16 protein-coding genes and 2 tRNA genes are annotated in these 18,078 nt (G+C 69.9%); 6 read left to right on the forward strand and 12 right to left on the reverse strand.

Features of this window, described 5'->3' with window-relative positions; all coding sequences use genetic code 11:
- Nucleotides 1–158 precede the first annotated feature (158 nt).
- On the reverse strand, nucleotides 159–1,067 hold the full coding sequence (locus ACTOWY_RS15085; RefSeq protein WP_441310248.1) for a LysR family transcriptional regulator: 909 nt from the start codon (nucleotides 1,065–1,067) through the stop codon (nucleotides 159–161).
- Between the two features lie 104 nt (nucleotides 1,068–1,171).
- Here ACTOWY_RS15085 and ACTOWY_RS15090 point away from each other — a divergent pair, with 104 nt between their 5' ends.
- Nucleotides 1,172–1,831, forward strand: a complete 660-nt coding sequence (locus ACTOWY_RS15090) for a type 1 glutamine amidotransferase domain-containing protein (RefSeq protein ID WP_441310249.1) — start codon at nucleotides 1,172–1,174, stop codon at nucleotides 1,829–1,831.
- Between the two features lie 18 nt (nucleotides 1,832–1,849).
- Here the strand turns inward: ACTOWY_RS15090 and ACTOWY_RS15095 are convergent, their stop codons facing one another.
- From ACTOWY_RS15095 to ACTOWY_RS15105, 3 genes are read right to left on the reverse strand one after another with little or no spacing between them, the layout of a single operon-like run.
- The gene (locus ACTOWY_RS15095) at nucleotides 1,850–2,977 is read right to left on the reverse strand and encodes a cystathionine gamma-lyase (protein ID WP_441310250.1); all 1,128 of its coding nucleotides are present in this window, start codon (nucleotides 2,975–2,977) and stop codon (nucleotides 1,850–1,852) included.
- A gap of 31 nt (nucleotides 2,978–3,008) precedes the next feature.
- Nucleotides 3,009–4,016, reverse strand: coding sequence for an NAD(P)H-dependent glycerol-3-phosphate dehydrogenase (locus ACTOWY_RS15100; protein WP_441310251.1), 1,008 nt, complete (start codon nucleotides 4,014–4,016; stop codon nucleotides 3,009–3,011).
- Nucleotides 4,016–4,795 (reverse strand): lysophospholipid acyltransferase family protein, encoded by a 780-nt coding sequence (locus tag ACTOWY_RS15105; RefSeq protein ID WP_441310252.1) that lies wholly within the window; start codon nucleotides 4,793–4,795, stop codon nucleotides 4,016–4,018. Before ACTOWY_RS15105 ends, ACTOWY_RS15100 begins: the two co-directional genes overlap by 1 nt.
- 89 nt (nucleotides 4,796–4,884) lie before the next feature.
- Between ACTOWY_RS15105 and cofC the strand changes: the two genes are divergently transcribed.
- Nucleotides 4,885–5,517, forward strand: coding sequence for a 2-phospho-L-lactate guanylyltransferase (gene cofC / locus ACTOWY_RS15110; protein WP_441310253.1), 633 nt, complete (start codon nucleotides 4,885–4,887; stop codon nucleotides 5,515–5,517).
- A gap of 172 nt (nucleotides 5,518–5,689) precedes the next feature.
- On the opposite strand, the gene ACTOWY_RS15115 is transcribed toward cofC, so the two are convergent.
- Entirely contained in the window at nucleotides 5,690–7,288 is a 1,599-nt protein-coding gene (locus ACTOWY_RS15115; RefSeq protein ID WP_441310254.1) for a hypothetical protein, read from the reverse strand.
- Between the two features lie 114 nt (nucleotides 7,289–7,402).
- Between ACTOWY_RS15115 and ACTOWY_RS15120 the strand changes: the two genes are divergently transcribed.
- From ACTOWY_RS15120 to ACTOWY_RS15130, 3 genes are all read left to right on the forward strand, one after another.
- Nucleotides 7,403–7,615, forward strand: a complete 213-nt coding sequence (locus tag ACTOWY_RS15120; protein ID WP_247760635.1) for a hypothetical protein — start codon at nucleotides 7,403–7,405, stop codon at nucleotides 7,613–7,615.
- A 584-nt stretch (nucleotides 7,616–8,199) separates the two neighbouring features.
- Complete coding sequence (locus tag ACTOWY_RS15125) at nucleotides 8,200–10,323, forward strand: RNA degradosome polyphosphate kinase (RefSeq protein WP_441310471.1); 2,124 nt, start codon at nucleotides 8,200–8,202, stop codon at nucleotides 10,321–10,323.
- A gap of 5 nt (nucleotides 10,324–10,328) precedes the next feature.
- Nucleotides 10,329–11,234 (forward strand): NUDIX hydrolase, encoded by a 906-nt coding sequence (locus ACTOWY_RS15130; RefSeq protein ID WP_441310472.1) that lies wholly within the window; start codon nucleotides 10,329–10,331, stop codon nucleotides 11,232–11,234.
- A 97-nt stretch (nucleotides 11,235–11,331) separates the two neighbouring features.
- Here ACTOWY_RS15130 and ACTOWY_RS15135 read toward each other — a convergent pair whose 3' ends face one another.
- From ACTOWY_RS15135 to leuC, 3 genes are all read right to left on the reverse strand, one after another.
- Nucleotides 11,332–11,979 (reverse strand): HU family DNA-binding protein, encoded by a 648-nt coding sequence (locus ACTOWY_RS15135; RefSeq protein ID WP_441310255.1) that lies wholly within the window; start codon nucleotides 11,977–11,979, stop codon nucleotides 11,332–11,334.
- Between the two features lie 234 nt (nucleotides 11,980–12,213).
- Nucleotides 12,214–12,816: a 3-isopropylmalate dehydratase small subunit gene (gene leuD / locus ACTOWY_RS15140; protein ID WP_247760916.1), complete on the reverse strand. Its 603-nt coding sequence runs from the start codon at nucleotides 12,814–12,816 to the stop codon at nucleotides 12,214–12,216.
- A 10-nt stretch (nucleotides 12,817–12,826) separates the two neighbouring features.
- The gene (gene leuC, locus ACTOWY_RS15145) at nucleotides 12,827–14,242 is read right to left on the reverse strand and encodes a 3-isopropylmalate dehydratase large subunit (RefSeq protein WP_441310256.1); all 1,416 of its coding nucleotides are present in this window, start codon (nucleotides 14,240–14,242) and stop codon (nucleotides 12,827–12,829) included.
- A 67-nt stretch (nucleotides 14,243–14,309) separates the two neighbouring features.
- Here leuC and ACTOWY_RS15150 point away from each other — a divergent pair, with 67 nt between their 5' ends.
- Complete coding sequence (locus ACTOWY_RS15150; RefSeq protein WP_185009215.1) at nucleotides 14,310–15,011, forward strand: IclR family transcriptional regulator; 702 nt, start codon at nucleotides 14,310–14,312, stop codon at nucleotides 15,009–15,011.
- A gap of 406 nt (nucleotides 15,012–15,417) precedes the next feature.
- Here ACTOWY_RS15150 and ACTOWY_RS15155 read toward each other — a convergent pair.
- From ACTOWY_RS15155 to gltX, 4 genes are all read right to left on the reverse strand, one after another.
- Nucleotides 15,418–15,490 (reverse strand) — tRNA-Glu (locus ACTOWY_RS15155).
- Nucleotides 15,491–15,526: 36 nt separating this feature from the next.
- Nucleotides 15,527–15,598 (reverse strand) — tRNA-Gln (locus ACTOWY_RS15160).
- Nucleotides 15,599–15,726: 128 nt separating this feature from the next.
- On the reverse strand, nucleotides 15,727–16,476 hold the full coding sequence (locus tag ACTOWY_RS15165; protein WP_312989307.1) for an HAD family hydrolase: 750 nt from the start codon (nucleotides 16,474–16,476) through the stop codon (nucleotides 15,727–15,729).
- Nucleotides 16,477–16,568: 92 nt separating this feature from the next.
- Nucleotides 16,569–18,071 (reverse strand): glutamate--tRNA ligase, encoded by a 1,503-nt coding sequence (gene gltX, locus ACTOWY_RS15170; RefSeq protein WP_441310257.1) that lies wholly within the window; start codon nucleotides 18,069–18,071, stop codon nucleotides 16,569–16,571.
- Between the last annotated feature and the right edge of the window lie 7 nt (nucleotides 18,072–18,078).

An 18,078-nucleotide genomic window follows, 5' to 3' on the forward strand; every position in this document is an offset into this window, starting at 1 on the left:
AAACGCACTGCGGCGGGGTGTTTCAGCAGGAAGGACAACAGAGCGCGCTGGCAACTCGCCGGAGGCCGATAGGGCCTCGCTGGCACGAGGATGCGCGACTGGTCACGGGAGAATGGAAGCAGCCGGGCCGGAGCCCGGTCAAGCCGACCGGCGGAATCTCACAGCGTGGGCCAGGTCTTCGCCCGTTCGAGCAAGTGCGCGTGCGCCCTGGCCACCACCGGATCGGCCAGCCCGCCCACCCTGGTGGCCAGGAACCCGGTGTTCAGCGGCGGCACCGCCAGCTCGTGCAGCAGCTCCACCGACCCGGCGCTCAGCGCGGACTCGGCCACGTAGCGGGGCAGCACGGACACGCCCATGCCGGCGATCACCGCGGTCAGCACCGCGCGCAGGTCCGGCACCACCACGGCCAGCGCGTTCGGCGGCCTGCGCCCGAAGGCGGTGCGCCAGTAGCGGCGGATGATCGGCAGGTCCTCGGCGTAGGCGACCAGCGGCAGGTGCGCCAGCGCGCGCACCGGGTCGGTGGCCAGCAGCTCGGCCCGCACGGTGCGGGCGAAGGCGGGCGCGCCGAGCAGCAGGAACTCCTCGTCCAGGAACGGAGTGGCGGCCACCCCGCGCTGGGTCGGCCGGATCGCCGAGACCACCAGATCGAGGCGCTCCTCCAGCAACGCGGTGAGCAGGTCCTCGGCCAGTCCGAACTGCACCCGCAGCCGCAGGCCGCAGGCGGTGAGCGGGGTCAGCGCGGGCAGCACCCGGAGCGTGGTCAGCTCGGCCGGTCCACCCAGCCGGAGCTGGCCGGCGCGGACCAGGCACTGGTCGTCCTCGGGGTCGAAGGCACTGCGCAGCTTGTCCACGTGCGAGGCGACCTGGGCAGCCAGGGTGTCCGCCCGCGGGGTGGGCCGCACGCCCTGGTTGGTGCGGGTGAACAGCTCCACGCCGAGCTGACGTTCCAGCCGGGCCAGCTGACCGCTGACCGCGGGCTGGGACAGGCCACGCCGGGCCGCGGCCGCGGTGAGCGAGCCGGTGCGGTGGATCTCCAGGAAGGTGGCCAGCAGGTCCAGCTCGGGCACGACTCCTCCTCATCAGCGGTCATGCGAACTATTCCATGCCAGCCATAAGTTTGCTGATGGCGACGAGGTGCGGGGCAGGCCCGGACGGGCCTAGCTTGGCGGCCATGACGAAGAAGATCCTGCTGGTGCTCACCGGCGCCGACTCGCTCACCCTGGCCGACGGCTCGGCCCACCCCACCGGCTACTGGGTGGAGGAGGCCGCGGCCTCGCACCGCACCTTCCGCGCGGCCGGCGTCGAGGTGGACATCGCCACCCCCGGCGGCGTCACCCCGACCGCGGACCCGGGCAGCCGGGCGGGCCAGGACGACCTGGTCGCCTACCTGGACGGTCTCGGCGCGGCGCTGACCAAGCCGCTGGATCTGGCCGCGGTGTCCCTGGACGGCTACGACGCGATCTACCTGCCCGGCGGCCACGGCCCGATGACCGACCTGGCCACCGACAAGCACCTGGCCGCGCTGCTGACCGCGGCCCTGGCCCAGGACAAGGTGATCGGCGCGCTCTGCCACGGCCTGGCCGGACTGCTCAGCGCGGGCAACGCCTTCGCCGGGCGGCGGCTGACCGTGTTCACCGACGCCGAGGAACGCCAGGCCCTCGGCGAGAACACCCCGTGGTGGCTGGAGACCGAGCTGCGCGAACGCGGCGCGGTGATCGAGATCGGCGAGCCGTGGAGCAACACCGTTGTGGTGGACGGGAAACTGGTCACCGGACAAAACCCGCAGTCCACTGTGGACACCGCGAAGGCCGTGCTGGCCAAGCTGGCCTGATCGTCCACAGTGGACGGGTCAGCGGACCGCGGTCTCCAGTGCCAGCACGATGTCGGTGACCAGATCGGCGGTGTCCTCACACCCCGCGGACAGCCGCACGAACCCCTCGGGCACGGCGTCGCCCCACTGGGCCCGCCGGTCCGCGGTGGTGTGCAGGCCGCCGAAACTGGTGGTGGCCGAGACCAGTTCGCTGGCGTCGATGAACCGGGCCACGGTCTCCTTGTCCGGCAGGGTGAATCGCAGCACCCCGCCGAACCGGGTCATCTGCCGCTTGGCGATCTCGTGCGCGGGATCGCCCGGCAGGCCCGGCCAGCGCAGGTCGGTGATGGCCGGATGGGCGCGCAACGCGGTGGCGATGGCTTCGGCGTTCTGGGCCTGCCGGGCCAGCCGGAGGTCCAGCGTGCCCAATCCGCGATGGGCCAGCCAGGTCTCGAACGGGCCTGGGATGGCGCCGCTGAGCTTGCGGCCCTGGGCGAGCCGGGCGTACAGCTCGGGGTCGTTGGTGGAGATGTGGCCCAGCAACAGATCGCTGTGCCCGGACAGCGCCTTGGTGTCACTGGCCACCACCACATCCGCGCCCAGCTCCAGCGGGCGCTGGCCGAGCGGGGTGGCGGTGGTGTTGTCCACGGCCACGATCGCGCCCCGCTCGTGTGCGGCGTCGCTGAGCGCGATCAGGTCGCAGACGTCCAGCAGCGGGTTGGACGGGGTTTCCACCAGCACCAGCCGCACCCCGTCGAACACCTCGGGGGTCCACGGTCCGGGGGTGGCGATCTCCCGCATCCGCACGCCGAACTGACCGAGTTCCTCGCGCACGAGCTGCCGGGTGGCGTAGTAGCCGTCCGCGGGCACGATCACCGTGTCGCCGGAGCGCAGGGTGGCCCGCAGCAGTCCGGCGATGGCGGCCATGCCGGAGGGGTAGACCAGGGTCCGGCCGCCGTCGAGCGCGCCGATGGCCTCTTCGAGGACTTCCCAGGTCGGGTTCTCCGCGCGGCCGTAGGTGTTGCCGAGCGTGGCGGGCGCGGCCGGGCCGTCCTGCAGGTGGTAGACCGAGGCGAACACCGGCCCGGACACCAACGGCTGCCCCAGCACGGGTTTCCCGCTCCCGGCGTGCACGCACCGCGTGCCGTCGCCCCACTCCTCGTTCATGCTCGACCCTGACCAAGCAGGTCTTCGGTGTTCACTGCCGCTCGTCCTTCTGCGCCCGCCCGAGCAACTCGGCCGCCATCTTCAACGGTTCCAGTCCCTGGTGGCACACCCGGTACACGCCGTCGGTGATCGGCATGTCCACGCCGTGCCGGGCGGCCAGTTCGCGGATGGACGAGCAGGACTTCACGCCCTCGGCGACCTGGCCGTTGGTGGCCTCCTGGGCCTGCACCAGGGTTTCCCCGCGGCCCAGGCGGTCGCCGAAGGAGCGGTTGCGGGACAACGGCGAGGCGCAGGTGGCGACCAGGTCGCCGAGTCCGGCCAGGCCGGAGAAGGTGAGCGGGTCCGCGCCGAGGGCCACGCCCAGCCGGGCGGTTTCGGCCAGGCCACGGGTGATCAGCGCGGCCATCGTGTTGTCGCCGTAGCCGAGTCCGCCTGCCATGCCGCAGGCCAGCGCGATCACGTTCTTGCAGGCGCCGCCCAGCTCGCAGCCCACCACGTCGGTGTTGGTGTAGGAGCGGAAGTAGTTGGTGAAGCAGGCACGCTGGAAGGCCACCGCGCGCTCGGCGTCCTGGCAGGCCACCACACTGGCGGTGGGCTGCTCGGCGGCGATCTCGCGGGCCAGGTTCGGTCCGGAGACCACCGCGACCTGTCCGGCCGGGACGCCCGCGACCTCGGCCACCACCTCGCTCATCCGCTTGAGCGTGCCCAGTTCCACGCCCTTGGCCAGGCTCACCAGGGTCGCGCCGGCGGGCAGCGCGGGCCGCCAGCCCGCCAGGTTCTCCCGCAGGGTCTGGCTGGGCACGGCCAGCACCACCGCCTGCGCGCCGTCCAGTGCCGCCAGCGGGTCCACTGTGGAGCGCAGGGTGGCCGGCAGCGGGATGCCCGGCAGGTAGTCGGGATTCTCGCCGCGGTCGGTGATGGCCGCGGCCACCTCGGGGCGGCGGGCCCACAGCACCACGTCGCGACCCGCGTCGGCGAGCACCTTGGCGAAGGTGGTGCCCCAGGACCCGGCGCCCAGCACCGCGATCCGCTGCGGCATCACTGCTCGCCGTCCTTCGGGGCCGCGTTCTTCCCTGCGGCCTCGCCCGAATCGGCGTCCTTCTTCTTGCGCACGGTGTAGAACCCGGTCGGCGCGGTCTCCTGGCGCACCTCCGCCAGCAGCGTGCGCACCTCGCCCATCAGATGGTCGGTGACCTCGCGCAGCAGTTCGGCGTCCACCTCACGGCCCTGGAACCGGGACAGGTCCAGCGGCGGCCCGGCCTGGATGGTGACGTTCTTGCGCGGGAACAGGCTCAGCTTCTTCTTGTACTTGTCGAAGACCAGGTGGGTGTTCCAGTGCACCATCGGCACGCAGATCGCCTCGCCGTTGACGCAGTGGTCCACCGCCAGCCGCCCGACGCCGACGTGCGAGTGCATCGGCCAGACCTCGGGGTCCCTGGTGATGGTGCCCTCGGGGTAGATCACCACGACCTTGCCCGCACCGAGTGCCTCCAGCCCGGACTGCAGGCTGCGGCGGGCGTCCACCGAGCCGCGGTGCACCGGGATCTGGCCGGAGCCCTTGAGGATCTGGCCGAGCACCGGGACCTTCCACAGGCTGGCCTTGGCCAGGAACCGGGGCACCCGGCGGGCGCTGCGCACGAACACCGCGCTGTAGACCGGGTCCAGGTAGGAGATGTGGTTGGCGACCACCAGTACCGGCCGGTCGAACGGGATGTGCTCGAGTCCGACGAACTTCCGCCTGGCCAGGATCCTGGTCATCGGGAAGAAGATCGCCGCGGCCAGCCCGACCCAGAAGCCGCCCTTCTCCTTCTTGGCCACCCTGTTGTCTCCTTCGTCTCACCGGTGCGTGTTGCCGCCGTGAGTCTTCCCCGCGAGGGTGGTGAAGGTCCAGTTGGGAGGATGTCAGGGTGTCCAACCGTGTCGATCTCGTGGTCCCGGTGAAGGTTCTGCTCCGGGCCAAGTCCAGGCTGCTCGGCGCCGCTGACGGTGGCGCTGGCGACCGGACCGCGCATGAACGCCTGGCCCTGGCCCTGGTGACCGACACCATGACCGCCGCAAGGGCGGCGCGTGGTGTGCGCAGGCTGCTGGCCATCACCTCGGACCCGAATGTGGCCGAGGTGCTCACCGGCCTGGGCGTGGAGACGGTGCCGGATGTGGCGGGCGGCCTGAACGCGGCCCTGGCCTACGGCGCGGAGCTGCTGCGCCAGGACCACCCGGGCTGCCGGATCGGCGCGTTGCAGGCCGACCTGCCCGCGCTGCGGCCCGAGGAGCTGGACGCGGCCCTGGCCGCCGCGCCGGAACGGGCCTTCTGCCCGGACCGCCAGGGCATCGGCACCACCCTGCTGCTGGCCGGCCGGGGCCCGCTGAACCCACGCTTCGGCCCCGGCTCGGCCGCCGCGCACGCCGCCTCCGGCGCGGCCGAGCTACTCGGCCCCTGGCCCTCACTCCGCTGCGACGTAGACACCGCCGAAGACCTCCTCGCCGCCGCCGAGATCGGCCTGGGCGAACACACCGCCCGCCTACTCACCCCCGCCGCCTGACCCACAACAGCCAACACCCCGTCCACAACGGCCAACACACCGTCCCAGAACGGCCAACACGCCGGAGGGCTGGAAGTGCCTTCGGCGTGTTGGCCGGAATGGACGGTGTGTTGGCCGTTGTCGTACGGAGTGTTGGCCGTTGTGGGACGTCAGGTTGGCTGTTGTGGGGTGGTCAGCAGCAGCTGGCGGCGCCCTCGGTGCAGCCCTGGCCGCCTCGGCGCAGCACCATCGGGCAGGCCCAGCCGTAGTCGGGGTCCGGGGCCAGTGGCAGGCGGCCGGAGCGGTTGGTGGTGGTGAGCACCGCGCCGTCGACCGGCTTGCTGGTCTTGAGCACGACCTCCTGGCCGGACTCCCTGGCCTCGTCCGCGCCCCTGGTCAGCTTGACGATCTCCACCCCGCGGGAGATGTCGGCGATGTAAGCCCGCCCCTTGTACCAGTACGGCGAGAAGGAGACCGCCGCCTCCGGCCGGTAGTAGGCGATCTGGAACGGCTTGGCCGGATCGCTGATGTCGATGAACCGGGTGCCCTGGCCGTAGAAGGAGTAGGCCACCACGCGGTCGTGGATGTCGAAGTAGTGCGCCGAGCAGCCCGCGTCGGTGATGGTGCCCTCCTGGTCGTGCGGGCTCCACACGCTGACCGTCTCCAGGTGGAACGGCTTCTGCTCGGTGGCCTGCCAGGACTCGCCCTTGCCGGAGCCCTTGAGCGAGGAGATCACGAACCGGCCCTGGTCGGCGCAGGTCGGCGAGCCGAAGGCTTCCTCGGTGTGCAGCAGCAGACTGCCAGCCGGGTGCTTGGCCGAGGGCCTGGGACCGTCGGCGAGCCGGTCGCCGACCGGGCGGATCGAGTTGTGGCTGAAGGCCCTGGGCATGTCCTTGGCAGGCACGCCGCCGCCCGCGTACGGGATCGGGTTGTTCGCGGTGGCCTCGCGGAACTTCTTGGTCAGCGGGTCGAAGTGCCAGCCCGAGGTGCGGTAGCCACGGGTGCCGCCGGTGCCAGCGACCCAGGCGATGCCGGTGGCGTCCACCTGGACGTCGTGGGTCATGTGCGTCTTGCCCTGGTTGCGGTTGAGGTCCACGTAGGTGGCCGAGGTCTTGGGGTGGCGCGGATCCCGGATGTCGGTGACGAAGATCTTCCCGGACCGCTTGTACAGGTCGGGATCGGTCGTCGGGGTGCCGTCGTAGCCCGCGGTCCACAGGTACTGGCAGTCGTTGACACAGGTCGTGGTGTGCCCGGTGCCCATCTCGGCGAAGCTGATCAGCTTCAGGTCCGCCGGGTCGGCCGCGGAGAGGATGTACACGCCGGTCGGCCGCTCACCGCCGACCTGGCGCCCGAACGCGCTGCGCTCGCGGGCCATGAAGACCAGCTTGCGCTTGTGGTCGACGTCGATGTCCTCGTTCTCCCAGAACCGCTTGGTCACATCGTCGCCGGGCAGCGCCAGCGCCGCGTTCTCCAGATGATCCAGGAACACCGGTTTGTCCGGATTGGACACGTCATAGGACTTGAGGCCGAACTCACCACTGACGAACATCACCTCCCGCTTCCGCCAGCCGGCGCGGTAGGTGGTGTAGTTGATCGAGATCGCGCCCTTGGTGTCGGGCAGCCGGTCGACCACCTCGACGTTGGCGGAAGCGGCCTGCAGTTCGGGCAGTTCGGCGGCGGCGGACTGCGCGGCGGAGGGCGGCGCGGCCTGTGGCGCCGGACCGGCGACGGCGAACCCGCCCCCGGTCAGCGCGGTGGCCAGCGCGGCGGTCAGCACCACCAGCGTCTTCATCGTGGGAAACCCCTCTTCCTCAACGGCTCTCCCTGGCACCCTCGCAGCGGCCCCGGCCTGCGGCAACAGCCGTTAGTCGTAGGTCATTCGCCGTTGTCAGTAGTCTCCCCGGACATGGCAGAGACCGCGCCGGAACAGGCGACCGTGCACACCGTGCACGCCGATGGATCGCTCACCGCGCTGCGTGATGACGGCCTGCTGGTGGACGCGCCCGCCGCCGCGGTGGCCGCCGGGGGCTGGCTGGCGCCCCGTCCCGGCCAGCGGGTGACCCTGGACCGGACGGAGGGCCAGGTCACAGCGGTACGCCCACCGGTTCCGCCCGCGTAATCCGAAGTTCACGCCACGCCGAGGGTTCCCACCACGCGCAGGGCGCGATAACCGTCCCCGTCAGCAACAATGGCCGGGTGAGCACGGACCGCAGCGAGGAAAAGCCGACCGAACCGACGACGAAGCCGGGTCGCGCCCGGTCGTCCACTCGGAACACCACCGCGAAGGCCGCCACCTCTGCCCAGCGCGGGCGCAAGACCACCCCCGCCGCGCCACCCGACTCCGCCGAGACCGGGACCGTGAAACCCGCGGCCCGGCGTACCCGCAAACCCGCCGAAGCCCCGCCCGAGCCCGCGGCCACGCCTGCCCCGCGCAGCCGGACCCGCCGCACGCCCAGTCAGCCCGCGGCGGTGGCCCTGCCCACGGACCGCAAACCCGCCGCCGCACCGGAGCCGCCCGCCGCGGCCAAACCGGCCACCGCCCGGCGTAGCCCGGCCACACCCGTCGCCAAACCCGCGACCGCCCGCCGCACCGCCGCCGCCCAGCGCCGCACCGCCAGCGCCACCGCGACGGCCGCACCGGCGAGCAACGGCGTCACCGTGCCCACCGCGCACCAGGGCAACCCCGTCGAGCCCCCGCCGCCGGTGGAGTCCGCGCCGCCCAAGGCTTCCCCGGCCGCGCCGCCCGCGGTGACCGAACCGCCCACCATCAAGGACCTGCCCGACGACCGGTACTTCAACCGGGAACTCTCCTGGCTGGACTTCAACGCCAGAGTGCTCGCACTGGCCGAGGACGTCTCCGAACCGTTGCTGGAGCGGGCCAAGTTCCTGGCCATCTTCGCCTCGAACCTGGACGAGTTCTACATGGTCCGGGTGGCCGGGCTGAAGCGCCGCGAGGAGACCGGGCTGTCCGTGCGCAGCGCCGACGGCCTGTCCCCTCGGGAACAACTCGCCCGCATCTCCACCCGCGCGCAGGACCTGGTCGAGCTGCACTCGCGCACCTTCCTGGACCAGATCCAGCCCGAACTGGAGAAGTACCAGGTGCGCATCGTGGCCTGGGACGACCTGGACGACCCGGACCGGCTGCGGCTGACCAACTACTTCAGCGACCACATCTTCCCGGTGCTGACCCCGCTCGCGGTCGACCCGGCGCACCCCTTCCCCTACATCTCCGGGCTCTCCCTCAACCTCGCCGTCACCGTGCGGGATCCCGAGGGCGGCCAGGAACGCTTCGCCAGGGTCAAGGTGCCGGACAACGTGCCGAGGCTGGTCAGGGTCGAACTCGACCGGGACGCCGACACCGCGACCTATCTGCCGCTGGAAGAACTCATCTCGGCCCACCTCACCGATCTGTTCGCGGGCATGGACGTGCTGGAGCACCACGTGTTCCGGGTGACCCGCAACGCCGACCTCGAGGTCGAGGAGGACCGGGACGAGGACCTCCTGCAGGCCCTGGAACGGGAACTGGCCCGCCGCCGGTTCGGCCCGCCGGTGCGCCTGGAAGTCGCCGACACGATGAGCGAGCACATGCTCGAACTCCTGCTGCGCGAGCTGGAGGTGGACCCGCACGACGTGGTCGAGGTGCCCGGCCTGCTCGACCTGTCCTGCCTGTGGCAGCTCTACGGCCTGGCCCGCCCGGAACTCAAGGACAAGCCGTTCGTGCCAGCCACGCACCATGCCTTCAGCGAGGGGGAGACGCCCAAGAGCGTGTTCGCCACCCTGCGCGAGGGCGATGTGCTGGTGCACCACCCGTATGACTCCTTCTCCACCAGCGTGCAGCGTTTCATCGAACAGGCCGCGGCCGACCCGCACGTGCTGGCCATCAAACAGACCCTCTACCGCACCTCCGGTGACTCGCCGATCGTGGACGCGCTCATCGACGCGGCCGAGGCAGGCAAACAGGTCGTGGCGCTGGTGGAGCTGAAGGCCCGCTTCGACGAGCAGGCCAACATCAAGTGGGCCCGGCAGCTGGAACGCGCGGGCGTGCACGTGGTCTACGGCCTGGTGGGCCTCAAGACGCACTGCAAGACCGCGCTGGTGGTGCGCCAGGAGGGCTCCACCATCCGGCGCTACTGCCACATCGGCACCGGCAACTACAACCCCAAGACCGCCCGGCTGTACGAGGACATCGGCCTGCTCACCGCCGAACCCGCTATCGGCCAGGACCTCACCGACCTGTTCAACGTGCTCACCGGCTACTCCCGCCAGCACACCTATCGCAGCCTGCTGGTCGCGCCCTACGGCGTGCGCCGCGGCATCATCGAGCGGGTCGAGGCCGAGATCGCGCTGGCCCGGCAGGGCAAGCGGACCGGGATCCGGCTGAAGGTCAACTCGCTGGTGGACGAACAGGTCATCGACGCCTTCTACCGCGCCTCCCAGGCCGGGGTGCCGATCGAGGTGGTGGTGCGCGGCATCTGCTCCCTCAAACCAGGCGTCCCAGGACTGAGCGAGAACATCACCGTGCGCTCGATCCTGGGCCGCTTCCTGGAGCACTCCAGGGTGGTGCACTTCCGCGGCGGCAACGAGCACTGGTTCGGCAGCGCGGACATGATGCACCGCAACCTGGACCGCCGGATCGAGGTGATGGTCCGGGTGGCCGATCCCAAGCTGACCCACGATCTGGACGTGATGTTCGACTCCTGCATGGACCCGGCCACCCGCTGCTGGGAGCTGGAACCCAACGGGCACTGGAGTCCTTCGCCGCAGGCGGGCAACCGGGTGCTGGACCACCAGGAGGAGATGCTGCGCAGGCACGGGGCCAAGGCGTGAGCACTCTGCACGCGGCGGGCGCCGCGCTGTGGCGGCAAGGTCCGGCAGGCGTGGAAGTGGCCGTGGCGCACCGCCCGCGCTACGACGACTGGTCGCTGCCCAAGGGCAAGTGCGACCCCGGCGAGACGCTGACCGAGACCGCGGTCCGGGAGATCGCCGAGGAAACCGGCTACCGCGCGGTACTCGGCCGGATGCTGCCTGCCGCGCACTACGAGGTGTCCACTAAGGACGGAAATACGCGGCCGAAAAGAGTCACCTATTACTCCGCCGAGGCCATCGGCGGCGACTTCGTGCCGAACGAAGAAGTCGACGAACTGCGCTGGCTGGGCGCGGACACGGCGCGCGCGCTACTGAGTTACCAGCACGACCGGGTGGTGCTGGACGCCTTCAGCGCGCTGCCCGCCCGCGCCCGCACCGTGTTGCTGGTCCGGCACGCCAAGGCGGGCAAGCGGGGGAAGTGGGACGGGCCGGACGAGCTGCGCCCGCTCACACCGTCCGGCACGCACCAGGCGCGTTGCCTGGGCCGGATGCTGCCAGCCTTCGCCCCGCAGCGCCTCTACGCGGCTCCCAGGGTGCGTTGCGCGCAAACCGTGCAGCCATTGGCCGAGCGACTCGGGCTGCCGGTCACCGAGGAATGGCTGCTGGCCGAGGAGGGCTTCTGGCCGGACCCGGACGCGGGGGTGCGCCGGTTCCTGGCCATCGCCGCCGAGGGGGCCGCGGTGGTCTCCAGTCAGGGCGGGGTGATCCCGGAATTGGTCGAGCGGCTGGCGGTCAAGGCGGGCCTGCCGCTGACCGAGTTCCCCAGTCGCAAGGGCAGTGCCTGGATCCTCACCTTCGACCCTGATTCGACCAGTCCGACCCTGCTCGCCGCGGACTACTGCGAAACCCCGCTGCCGCCGGTCCGCGACTGAGTCCAGGCACAAAGAAAGGCCCCGCCGGCGTCCCGGCGGGGCCTTATCTCAGTCTTCCCGAAGCGGCTTGGGTGTCAGGACCGCCTCAGGCGTGACTTCACTTCTTGCGAGCCGCCGGCTTCTTGGCGGCCGGCGCCTTGGCGGCTGCGGGCTTCTTCGCAGCAGCGGCCGGCTTCTTGGCCGCCGCGGCGGCCTTGGGGGCGGCAGCCTTGGCGGTGGTCGCCTTGGCGGCGGCCGGCTTCTTCGCAGCCGCGGCGGCCTTGGGGGCGGCAGCCTTGGCAGCGGGCTTGGCAGCCGCGGCCTTGCGGGTGGTCGCCGGCTTGGCGGCGGCCTTGGTGGCCGGCGCCTTGGTGGCGGTGGCGGTCGCCCGCGCGGTACGCGTGGCGGTGGTCTTGGCCGCGGCAGCGGCCTTCGGGGCAGCGGCCTTGGCAGCGGCGGCCTTGGGGGCAGCGGCGGCCTTCGGCAGCTTGGTGGTGCCGCTGATCACGTTCTTGAACGTGGTGCCGGCGCGGAATGCGGGGACGTTGGTCTTCTTGACCTTCACGGTCTCACCGGTACGCGGGTTACGAGCGGTGCGGGCCGCGCGGGCACGCTTCTCGAAAACACCGAAGCCGGTGATGGTGACCTTGTCACCCTTGTGGACAGCGCGGACGATGACGTCGACGATGCCGTCGACTGCGGTGCCGGCGGTCTTCTTGTCGCCAAGACGCTCGGCGAGCGCATCGATGAGCTGGGCCTTGTTCACCTTCAGTCCCTCCCAGGACGCTTACGGCCCTACAACTCAGGCCGACTAGAAGGCAACGGTAAGGCCAAGCGCCAATACTTTCCACGCGCCACGCCCAAAAATCCATTGCGACGCGCGGAGTTCCGCCCGTCCGAGGTACTCCGGGCGGTGGAATGGGCGGGTTCGGGGCCCACCGTTTCCGGACCTGAATCCCCTTCCCCACCAGGGGATTCAGGTCCGGCGAAGGCGGATTTCTCAGCCGCTGCGGGCCGGAAGGGTCCTCGGCAGCCAACTCGGCCGCGATTTTTCGAACGCATCAACACTTTCGGCGTGTCGCAGGGTGAGTCCGATGTCGTCGAGCCCCTCCAGCAGCCGCCAGCGGGTGTAGTCGTCGACCTGGAAGGGGGCTTGGAACTCCTTGGCTCGCACCGTCTTCGACACGAGGTCCACAGTGACCTCGGTGCCCGGCTCGGCCTCCAGCAGCTTCCAGAGCTGCTCGACGTCGCTTTGCTCACACTGGGCGGCGAGCAAACCCTGCTTGCCGGAGTTGCCGCGGAAGATGTCGGCGAACCGGGAGGAGATCACCGCCCGGAACCCGTAATCCCCCAGCGCCCACACCGCGTGCTCCCGCGAGGAGCCGGTGCCGAAGTCGGGTCCGGCCACCAGGACCGAGCCGTTCCGGAAGGGCTCGGCGTTGAGCACGAACTCGGGGTCGTTGCGCCAGGCGGCGAAGAGCCCGTCCTCGAATCCGGTCCGGGTGACCCGCTTCAGGTACACCGCCGGGATGATCTGGTCGGTGTCCACGTTGGACCGTCGCAGCGGCACCCCGACACCCGTGTGTGTGGTGAACGGCTTCATCGCACCCATGTCAGAACCCCTCTCCGGCCAGATCCGCCGGCGAGGACAGGTGACCGGTAACGGCCGTTGCCGCGGCCACCAACGGGGACACCAGGTGCGTCCGGCCGCCCTTGCCCTGCCGTCCCTCGAAGTTCCGGTTGGAGGTCGAGGCCGACCGCTCCCCCGGCTTGAGCTGATCCGGGTTCATGCCAAGGCACATCGAGCACCCGGCCTGCCGCCATTCCGCGCCCGCCGCGCTGAAGACCGTGTGCAGCCCCTCGGCCTCGGCCTGCGCGCGCACCCGCATCGACCCCGGCACCACCAGCATCCGCACGCCCTCGGCCACCTTGCGCCCCTTGAGCACGGCGGCGGCGGCACGCAGGTCCTCGATACGTCCGTTCGTACAGGAGCCGAGGAAGACGGTGTCCACCCCGATCTCCTTCAACGGCTGCCCTGCGGTCAGCCCCATGTAGGCCAACGCCTTCTCCGCCGTAGTCCGTTCGACCTCATCCACGATCAGCTCGGGATCCGGCACAGAAGCCGACAGCGGCAGCCCCTGCCCCGGGTTGGTCCCCCACGTCACGAACGGCGCCAACTCAGCCGCGTCGAGCACGATCTCCTCGTCAAAAACCGCATCATCATCGGTCCGCAACGACTTCCAGTACTCCACCGCCGCGTCCCAGTCCGCGCCCTCGGTGGCGTGCGGCCGCCCCTTGAGGTACTCGAACGTGGTCTCGTCCGGGGCGATCATCCCGGCCCGCGCGCCGGCCTCGATCGACATGTTGCACACCGTCATCCGGGCTTCCATGGACAGTGTGGTGATGGCGCTGCCCCGGTACTCCAGGACATACCCCTGCCCCCCACCGGTACCGATCCGCGCGATCACCGCCAGGATCAGGTCCTTGGCCGTGACCCCCTCGGCGAGTTCGCCCTCCACCGTGATCGCCATCGTCTTGAACGGCCGCAACGGCAACGTCTGCGTGGCGAGCACATGCTCGACCTCAGAAGTCCCGATCCCGAACGCCAAGGCCCCAAAAGCCCCATGCGTAGAGGTGTGGCTGTCCCCACAGACAACCGTCATCCCAGGCTGGGTCAGCCCAAGCTGCGGCCCGACCACGTGCACGATGCCCTGCTCCAGGTCCCCCATGGGGTGGAGCCGGACCCCGAACTCCTGACAGTTCTTCCGAAGCGTGTCCACCTGCGTCCGCGACACCAGGTCCGCGATCGGCTTGTCGATGTCCACAGTCGGCACGTTGTGGTCCTCAGTGGCAATGGTGAGATCCGGCCGCCGAACCGGTCTCCCCGCCAACCGCAGGCCGTCAAAGGCCTGCGGACTGGTCACTTCATGCACCAGGTGGAGATCGATGTACAGCAGATCGGGCTCAGCCCCACTGCCCCGACGCACAACATGCGCGTCCCACACCTTCTCCGCGAGCGTGCGTCCCATCGCTCCTCCGCTCGAGGTAAGAAAACAACGCTGGACTTCCCAAATACCGGGAAGTTAGTATCGGCTCGTGGGACAGCATAGCGGCATCGGAGTACTCGACAAGGCAGTGGCAGTGCTGCACGCGGTGGCAACCGACCCCTGCGGCCTGGCCGAGCTGTGCCAAAGAACAGGCCTGCCAAGGGCAACGGCACACCGCCTCGCGGTAGGCCTGGAAGTCCACCGCCTCCTGCAACGCGGCCCCGACGGCCGCTGGCGCCCAGGCACCGCACTGGCCGAACTAGCAGGCGGCGTAACAGATCCCCTCCTGGACGCGGCCTCAGCCGTCCTGCCCAGACTCCGAGACATCACCGGCGAAAGCGTCCAGCTCTACCGCCGAGACGGAACCCAACGAGTCTGCGTAGCTTCCGCGGAGCCCCCCGCAGGCCTACGAGACACCGTCCCCATCGGCTCCCGCCTCCCCATGACAGCCGGCAGCGGAGCCAAAGTCCTAGCCGCCTGGAGCGACCCAACAACCCAACGCGCAGTCCTGGCCGACGCCGTCTACGGCGAACGAACCCTCCTGGACGTAAGACGCCGAGGCTGGGCCCAAAGCGTCGCAGAACGCGAACCAGGCGTAGCCAGCGTCAGCGCCCCCGTAAGAGACAGCACCGGCCAGGTAGTAGCCGCGGTCTCAGTCAGCGGCCCAGTAGACAGAATCGGCCGCCGCCCCGGAGCCCGCTGGGCCGCAGACCTCCTAGCCGCCGCAGAAGCCCTACAGTCCCGCCTCTAGCCCAAGACCCCTCCGAGCGCCCCAACAAGCCCTCAACGGCCAACCAGACGCCCAACAACGCCCAACACACGCCACCAAGGGGAGCCAGCCGCTACGCAGTAGCAGGCGAGGCTCCCCTTGTCCGTGACCCACATCACGCCCAGGTTGCAACCAAGCATCAAGACAACGACTCGGCCCCCAGGCCGAGAGCCCACGAGCGACGATCGACAAGACGATCGACAAGAGCACCCATCACAATTAGCGAGGCCAGCCCAAAGGGCTAGGCCCAAACAATGATGGAAATCAATAGAACCCCGCTGGTTCCGAAACCCACCGCAACGTGGGGGTCCGGGGGGCTCGGCCCCCCGGGTTAAAATGCGAAAGCGGCCCGATCCAGTTCTTCCGGATCAGACCGCTTCCACCGATGTAGCCCCGACGGGATTTGAACCCGCGCTACCGCCTTGAGAGGGCGGCGTCCTAGGCCGCTAGACGACGGGGCCTAGCTCAGAGGATTCCTATTTCTAGGCTTCCTCCTGCTGGGGTACCAGGACTCGAACCTAGACTAACGGAATCAGAATCCGTTGTGCTGCCAATTACACCATACCCCATCGCGCGATGGCCAACCCCAGGGGCTCCGTTCCGGAGTCTCTGTCGCTGTCCGCCGTGCTGAGATGAATACTAGACCACGATCCCAGCGAATACCTAATCGACCCCCCGCGAACCCCTTCTGCCCAGCTCAACGCACTCGCAGCGGGGCCTCCGCCAGCTCGCACACCAACAGCTCCGGCAGCTGTTCCAAGGACCCGATCACGGACACCCGCGCGGGAAGATCGACAACCCCATCCCCACTCCGATCGAGCCACACCCCGTACATCCCGGCATCCCGGGCCCCGACCGCGTCCAGGTCCAACCGATCTCCCACATGCACCGCCTGCTCTGGAGCGATTCCAAGTGCGGCGCAGGTCGTGTGGAAGATCACTTCATCGGGCTTGGCAACGCCCAGTTCGCCCGCGATGACGACCTCTTCGAAGTACTCGGCGAGCCCGCAGTCCGCCAGCTTCACCCGTTGGAGGGCCCCGCTGGCATTCGTGATCGCGGCCATCCGCAGTCCGGCCCCGCGCAACCACTCCAGACACGGCCCGGCGTCGTCGAAGAGCCGCCAGGCGCGGCGCATCGCGGCCACCCGGCGTTCCTCGCGGGCAATTGCCTCTGAGTCGGAGATGAACTCACCGAGATCGGCGAAGAAGGTGCGCGATCGCTCCTTGCGCATGGTGTCGTAGTCGATCTCGCCGGCAATGAGGCGGGCCAACTGACATTCCGTTGCGCGTTCCCAGGCTGACCACCCGTTGTCGTGACCGAGTAACGCGGCCAAACCGAGCCGGGCCGAAGTCGCATAGTCGACCAGTGTGTCGTCGATGTCGAAGCACACTGCTCGGATTTGGCCGACCTTCTGCGGGGCAGCGGAGAACGCTAACGCGGATGTCACCCGGTGAGGTTAGACGCGTACCAGCCGTGTTCGAGACTGCTAAAGAGGTGACATTTGCCCGGCTGGCACGGTCAAGTGGTAATCCTGAGTAATCAAGACGCGGTGGGGACCGCCTCCAGCGCCCGCTCCAACCGCCCGAGCGAGCGGTCCCGGCCCAGCAGTTCGAGGGACTCGTACAGCGGCGGTGACACAGTGCGACCGCTCACCGCGACCCGCACCGGCGCGAACGCCTTGCGCGGTTTCAGGCCCAGTCCGTCGATCAGCGCGCCCTTCAACGCCGCCTCGATCGCCTCGGTCCGCCACTCCGCCACACCCGTCAGCGCCTCGATCGAGGCCCGCAGCACCGGCTCGGCGTCCGCGCCCAGCGCCTTGGCCGCCGACTCCGGCTCAACCGCGAACTCGTCCTCACCCGCGAACAGGAACGCGAGCATCCCGGCCGCCTCGGCCAGCAACCCGACCCGCTCCTGCACCAGCGGCGCCGCGCCTGCCAGCAGCTCAAGCTGCCCGGCGGTCGGCTCCGCGGGCAGCACGCCCGCCTGCACCAGGTACGGCACCAGCCGCTGCCGGAAATCCGCCGGCGCGAGCAGCCGCATGTGGCTGCCGTTGATCGCCTCGGCCTTCTTCAGGTCGAACCGGGCCGGGTTGGCCGAGACCTTGCCGAGGTCGAAGGCCTCGATCATCTCGGCCATGGTGAAGACGTCCCGGTCCTCGGCGATGGACCAGCCGAGCAGCGCGAGGTAGTTCAGCAGGCCCTCCGGCAGGAAACCCCGGTCCCTGTGGTGGAACAAATTCGAGGACGGGTCCCGCTTGGACAGCTTCTTGTTGCCCTCGCCCATGACGAAGGGCAGGTGCCCGAACCGCGGCGTGCCCTGCGCCACCCCGATCCGCTCCAGCGCCGCGTACAACGCGATCTGCCGGGGGGTCGAGGGCAGCAGGTCCTCGCCACGCAGCACGTGCGTGATCCGCATCAGCGCGTCGTCGACCGGGTTCACCAGCGTGTACAGCGGCTCGCCGTTGGCCCGCACCAGCACCTGGTCCGGGATCGACCCGGCCGGGAAGGTGATCTCGCCGCGCACCAGGTCGGTGAAGGTGATGTCCGCGTCCGGCATCGGCAGCCGCAGCACGGGCTCGCGGCCCTGCGCGCGGTAGGCCGCCTTCTGCTCCTCGGTGAGGTCGCGGTCGAAGTTGTCGTAGCCCAGCTTGGGATCGCGCCCGGCCGCGCGGTGCCGCGCCTCCACCTCCTCCGTGCTGGAGAAGGACTCGTACAGCTCGCCTGCGGCCACCAGCTTGGCGATCACCTCGCGGTAGATCTCCCGGCGCTGGCTCTGCCGGTACGGCGCGTGCGGGCCGCCCACCTCGGGGCCCTCGTCCCAGTCGAGCCCGAGCCAGCGCAGCGCGTCCAGCAGGGCCTCGTAGGACTCCTCGGAGTCCCGCGCGGCGTCGGTGTCCTCGATGCGGAAGACCAGCTTGCCGCCCTGGTTGCGGGCGTAGGCCCAGTTGAACAGCGCGGTGCGGATCAACCCCACGTGCGGGGTGCCGGTGGGGGAAGGACAGAAGCGCACGCGGACCTCATTCACGGCGGAGAGGTTACTCATCCGATCG

The sequence above is a fragment of the Crossiella sp. CA198 genome (assembly GCF_052078295.1).
Lineage (GTDB): Bacteria > Actinomycetota > Actinomycetes > Mycobacteriales > Pseudonocardiaceae > Crossiella.

Excerpts from the sequence above, each read along its gene's own strand:
- ACTOWY_RS15090 (WP_441310249.1), top strand. The coding sequence starts at position 1,172 with ATGACGAAGAAGATCCTGCTGGTGCTCACCGGCGCCGACTCGCTCACC.
- ACTOWY_RS15095 (WP_441310250.1), bottom strand. The coding sequence starts at position 2,977 with ATGAACGAGGAGTGGGGCGACGGCACGCGGTGCGTGCACGCCGGGAGC.
- ACTOWY_RS15100 (WP_441310251.1), bottom strand. The coding sequence starts at position 4,016 with ATGCCGCAGCGGATCGCGGTGCTGGGCGCCGGGTCCTGGGGCACCACC.
- ACTOWY_RS15115 (WP_441310254.1), bottom strand. The coding sequence starts at position 7,288 with ATGAAGACGCTGGTGGTGCTGACCGCCGCGCTGGCCACCGCGCTGACC.
- ACTOWY_RS15120 (WP_247760635.1), top strand. The coding sequence starts at position 7,403 with ATGGCAGAGACCGCGCCGGAACAGGCGACCGTGCACACCGTGCACGCC.
- leuD (WP_247760916.1), bottom strand. The coding sequence starts at position 12,816 with ATGAAGCCGTTCACCACACACACGGGTGTCGGGGTGCCGCTGCGACGG.
- leuC (WP_441310256.1), bottom strand. The coding sequence starts at position 14,242 with ATGGGACGCACGCTCGCGGAGAAGGTGTGGGACGCGCATGTTGTGCGT.
- gltX (WP_441310257.1), bottom strand. The coding sequence starts at position 18,071 with ATGAGTAACCTCTCCGCCGTGAATGAGGTCCGCGTGCGCTTCTGTCCT.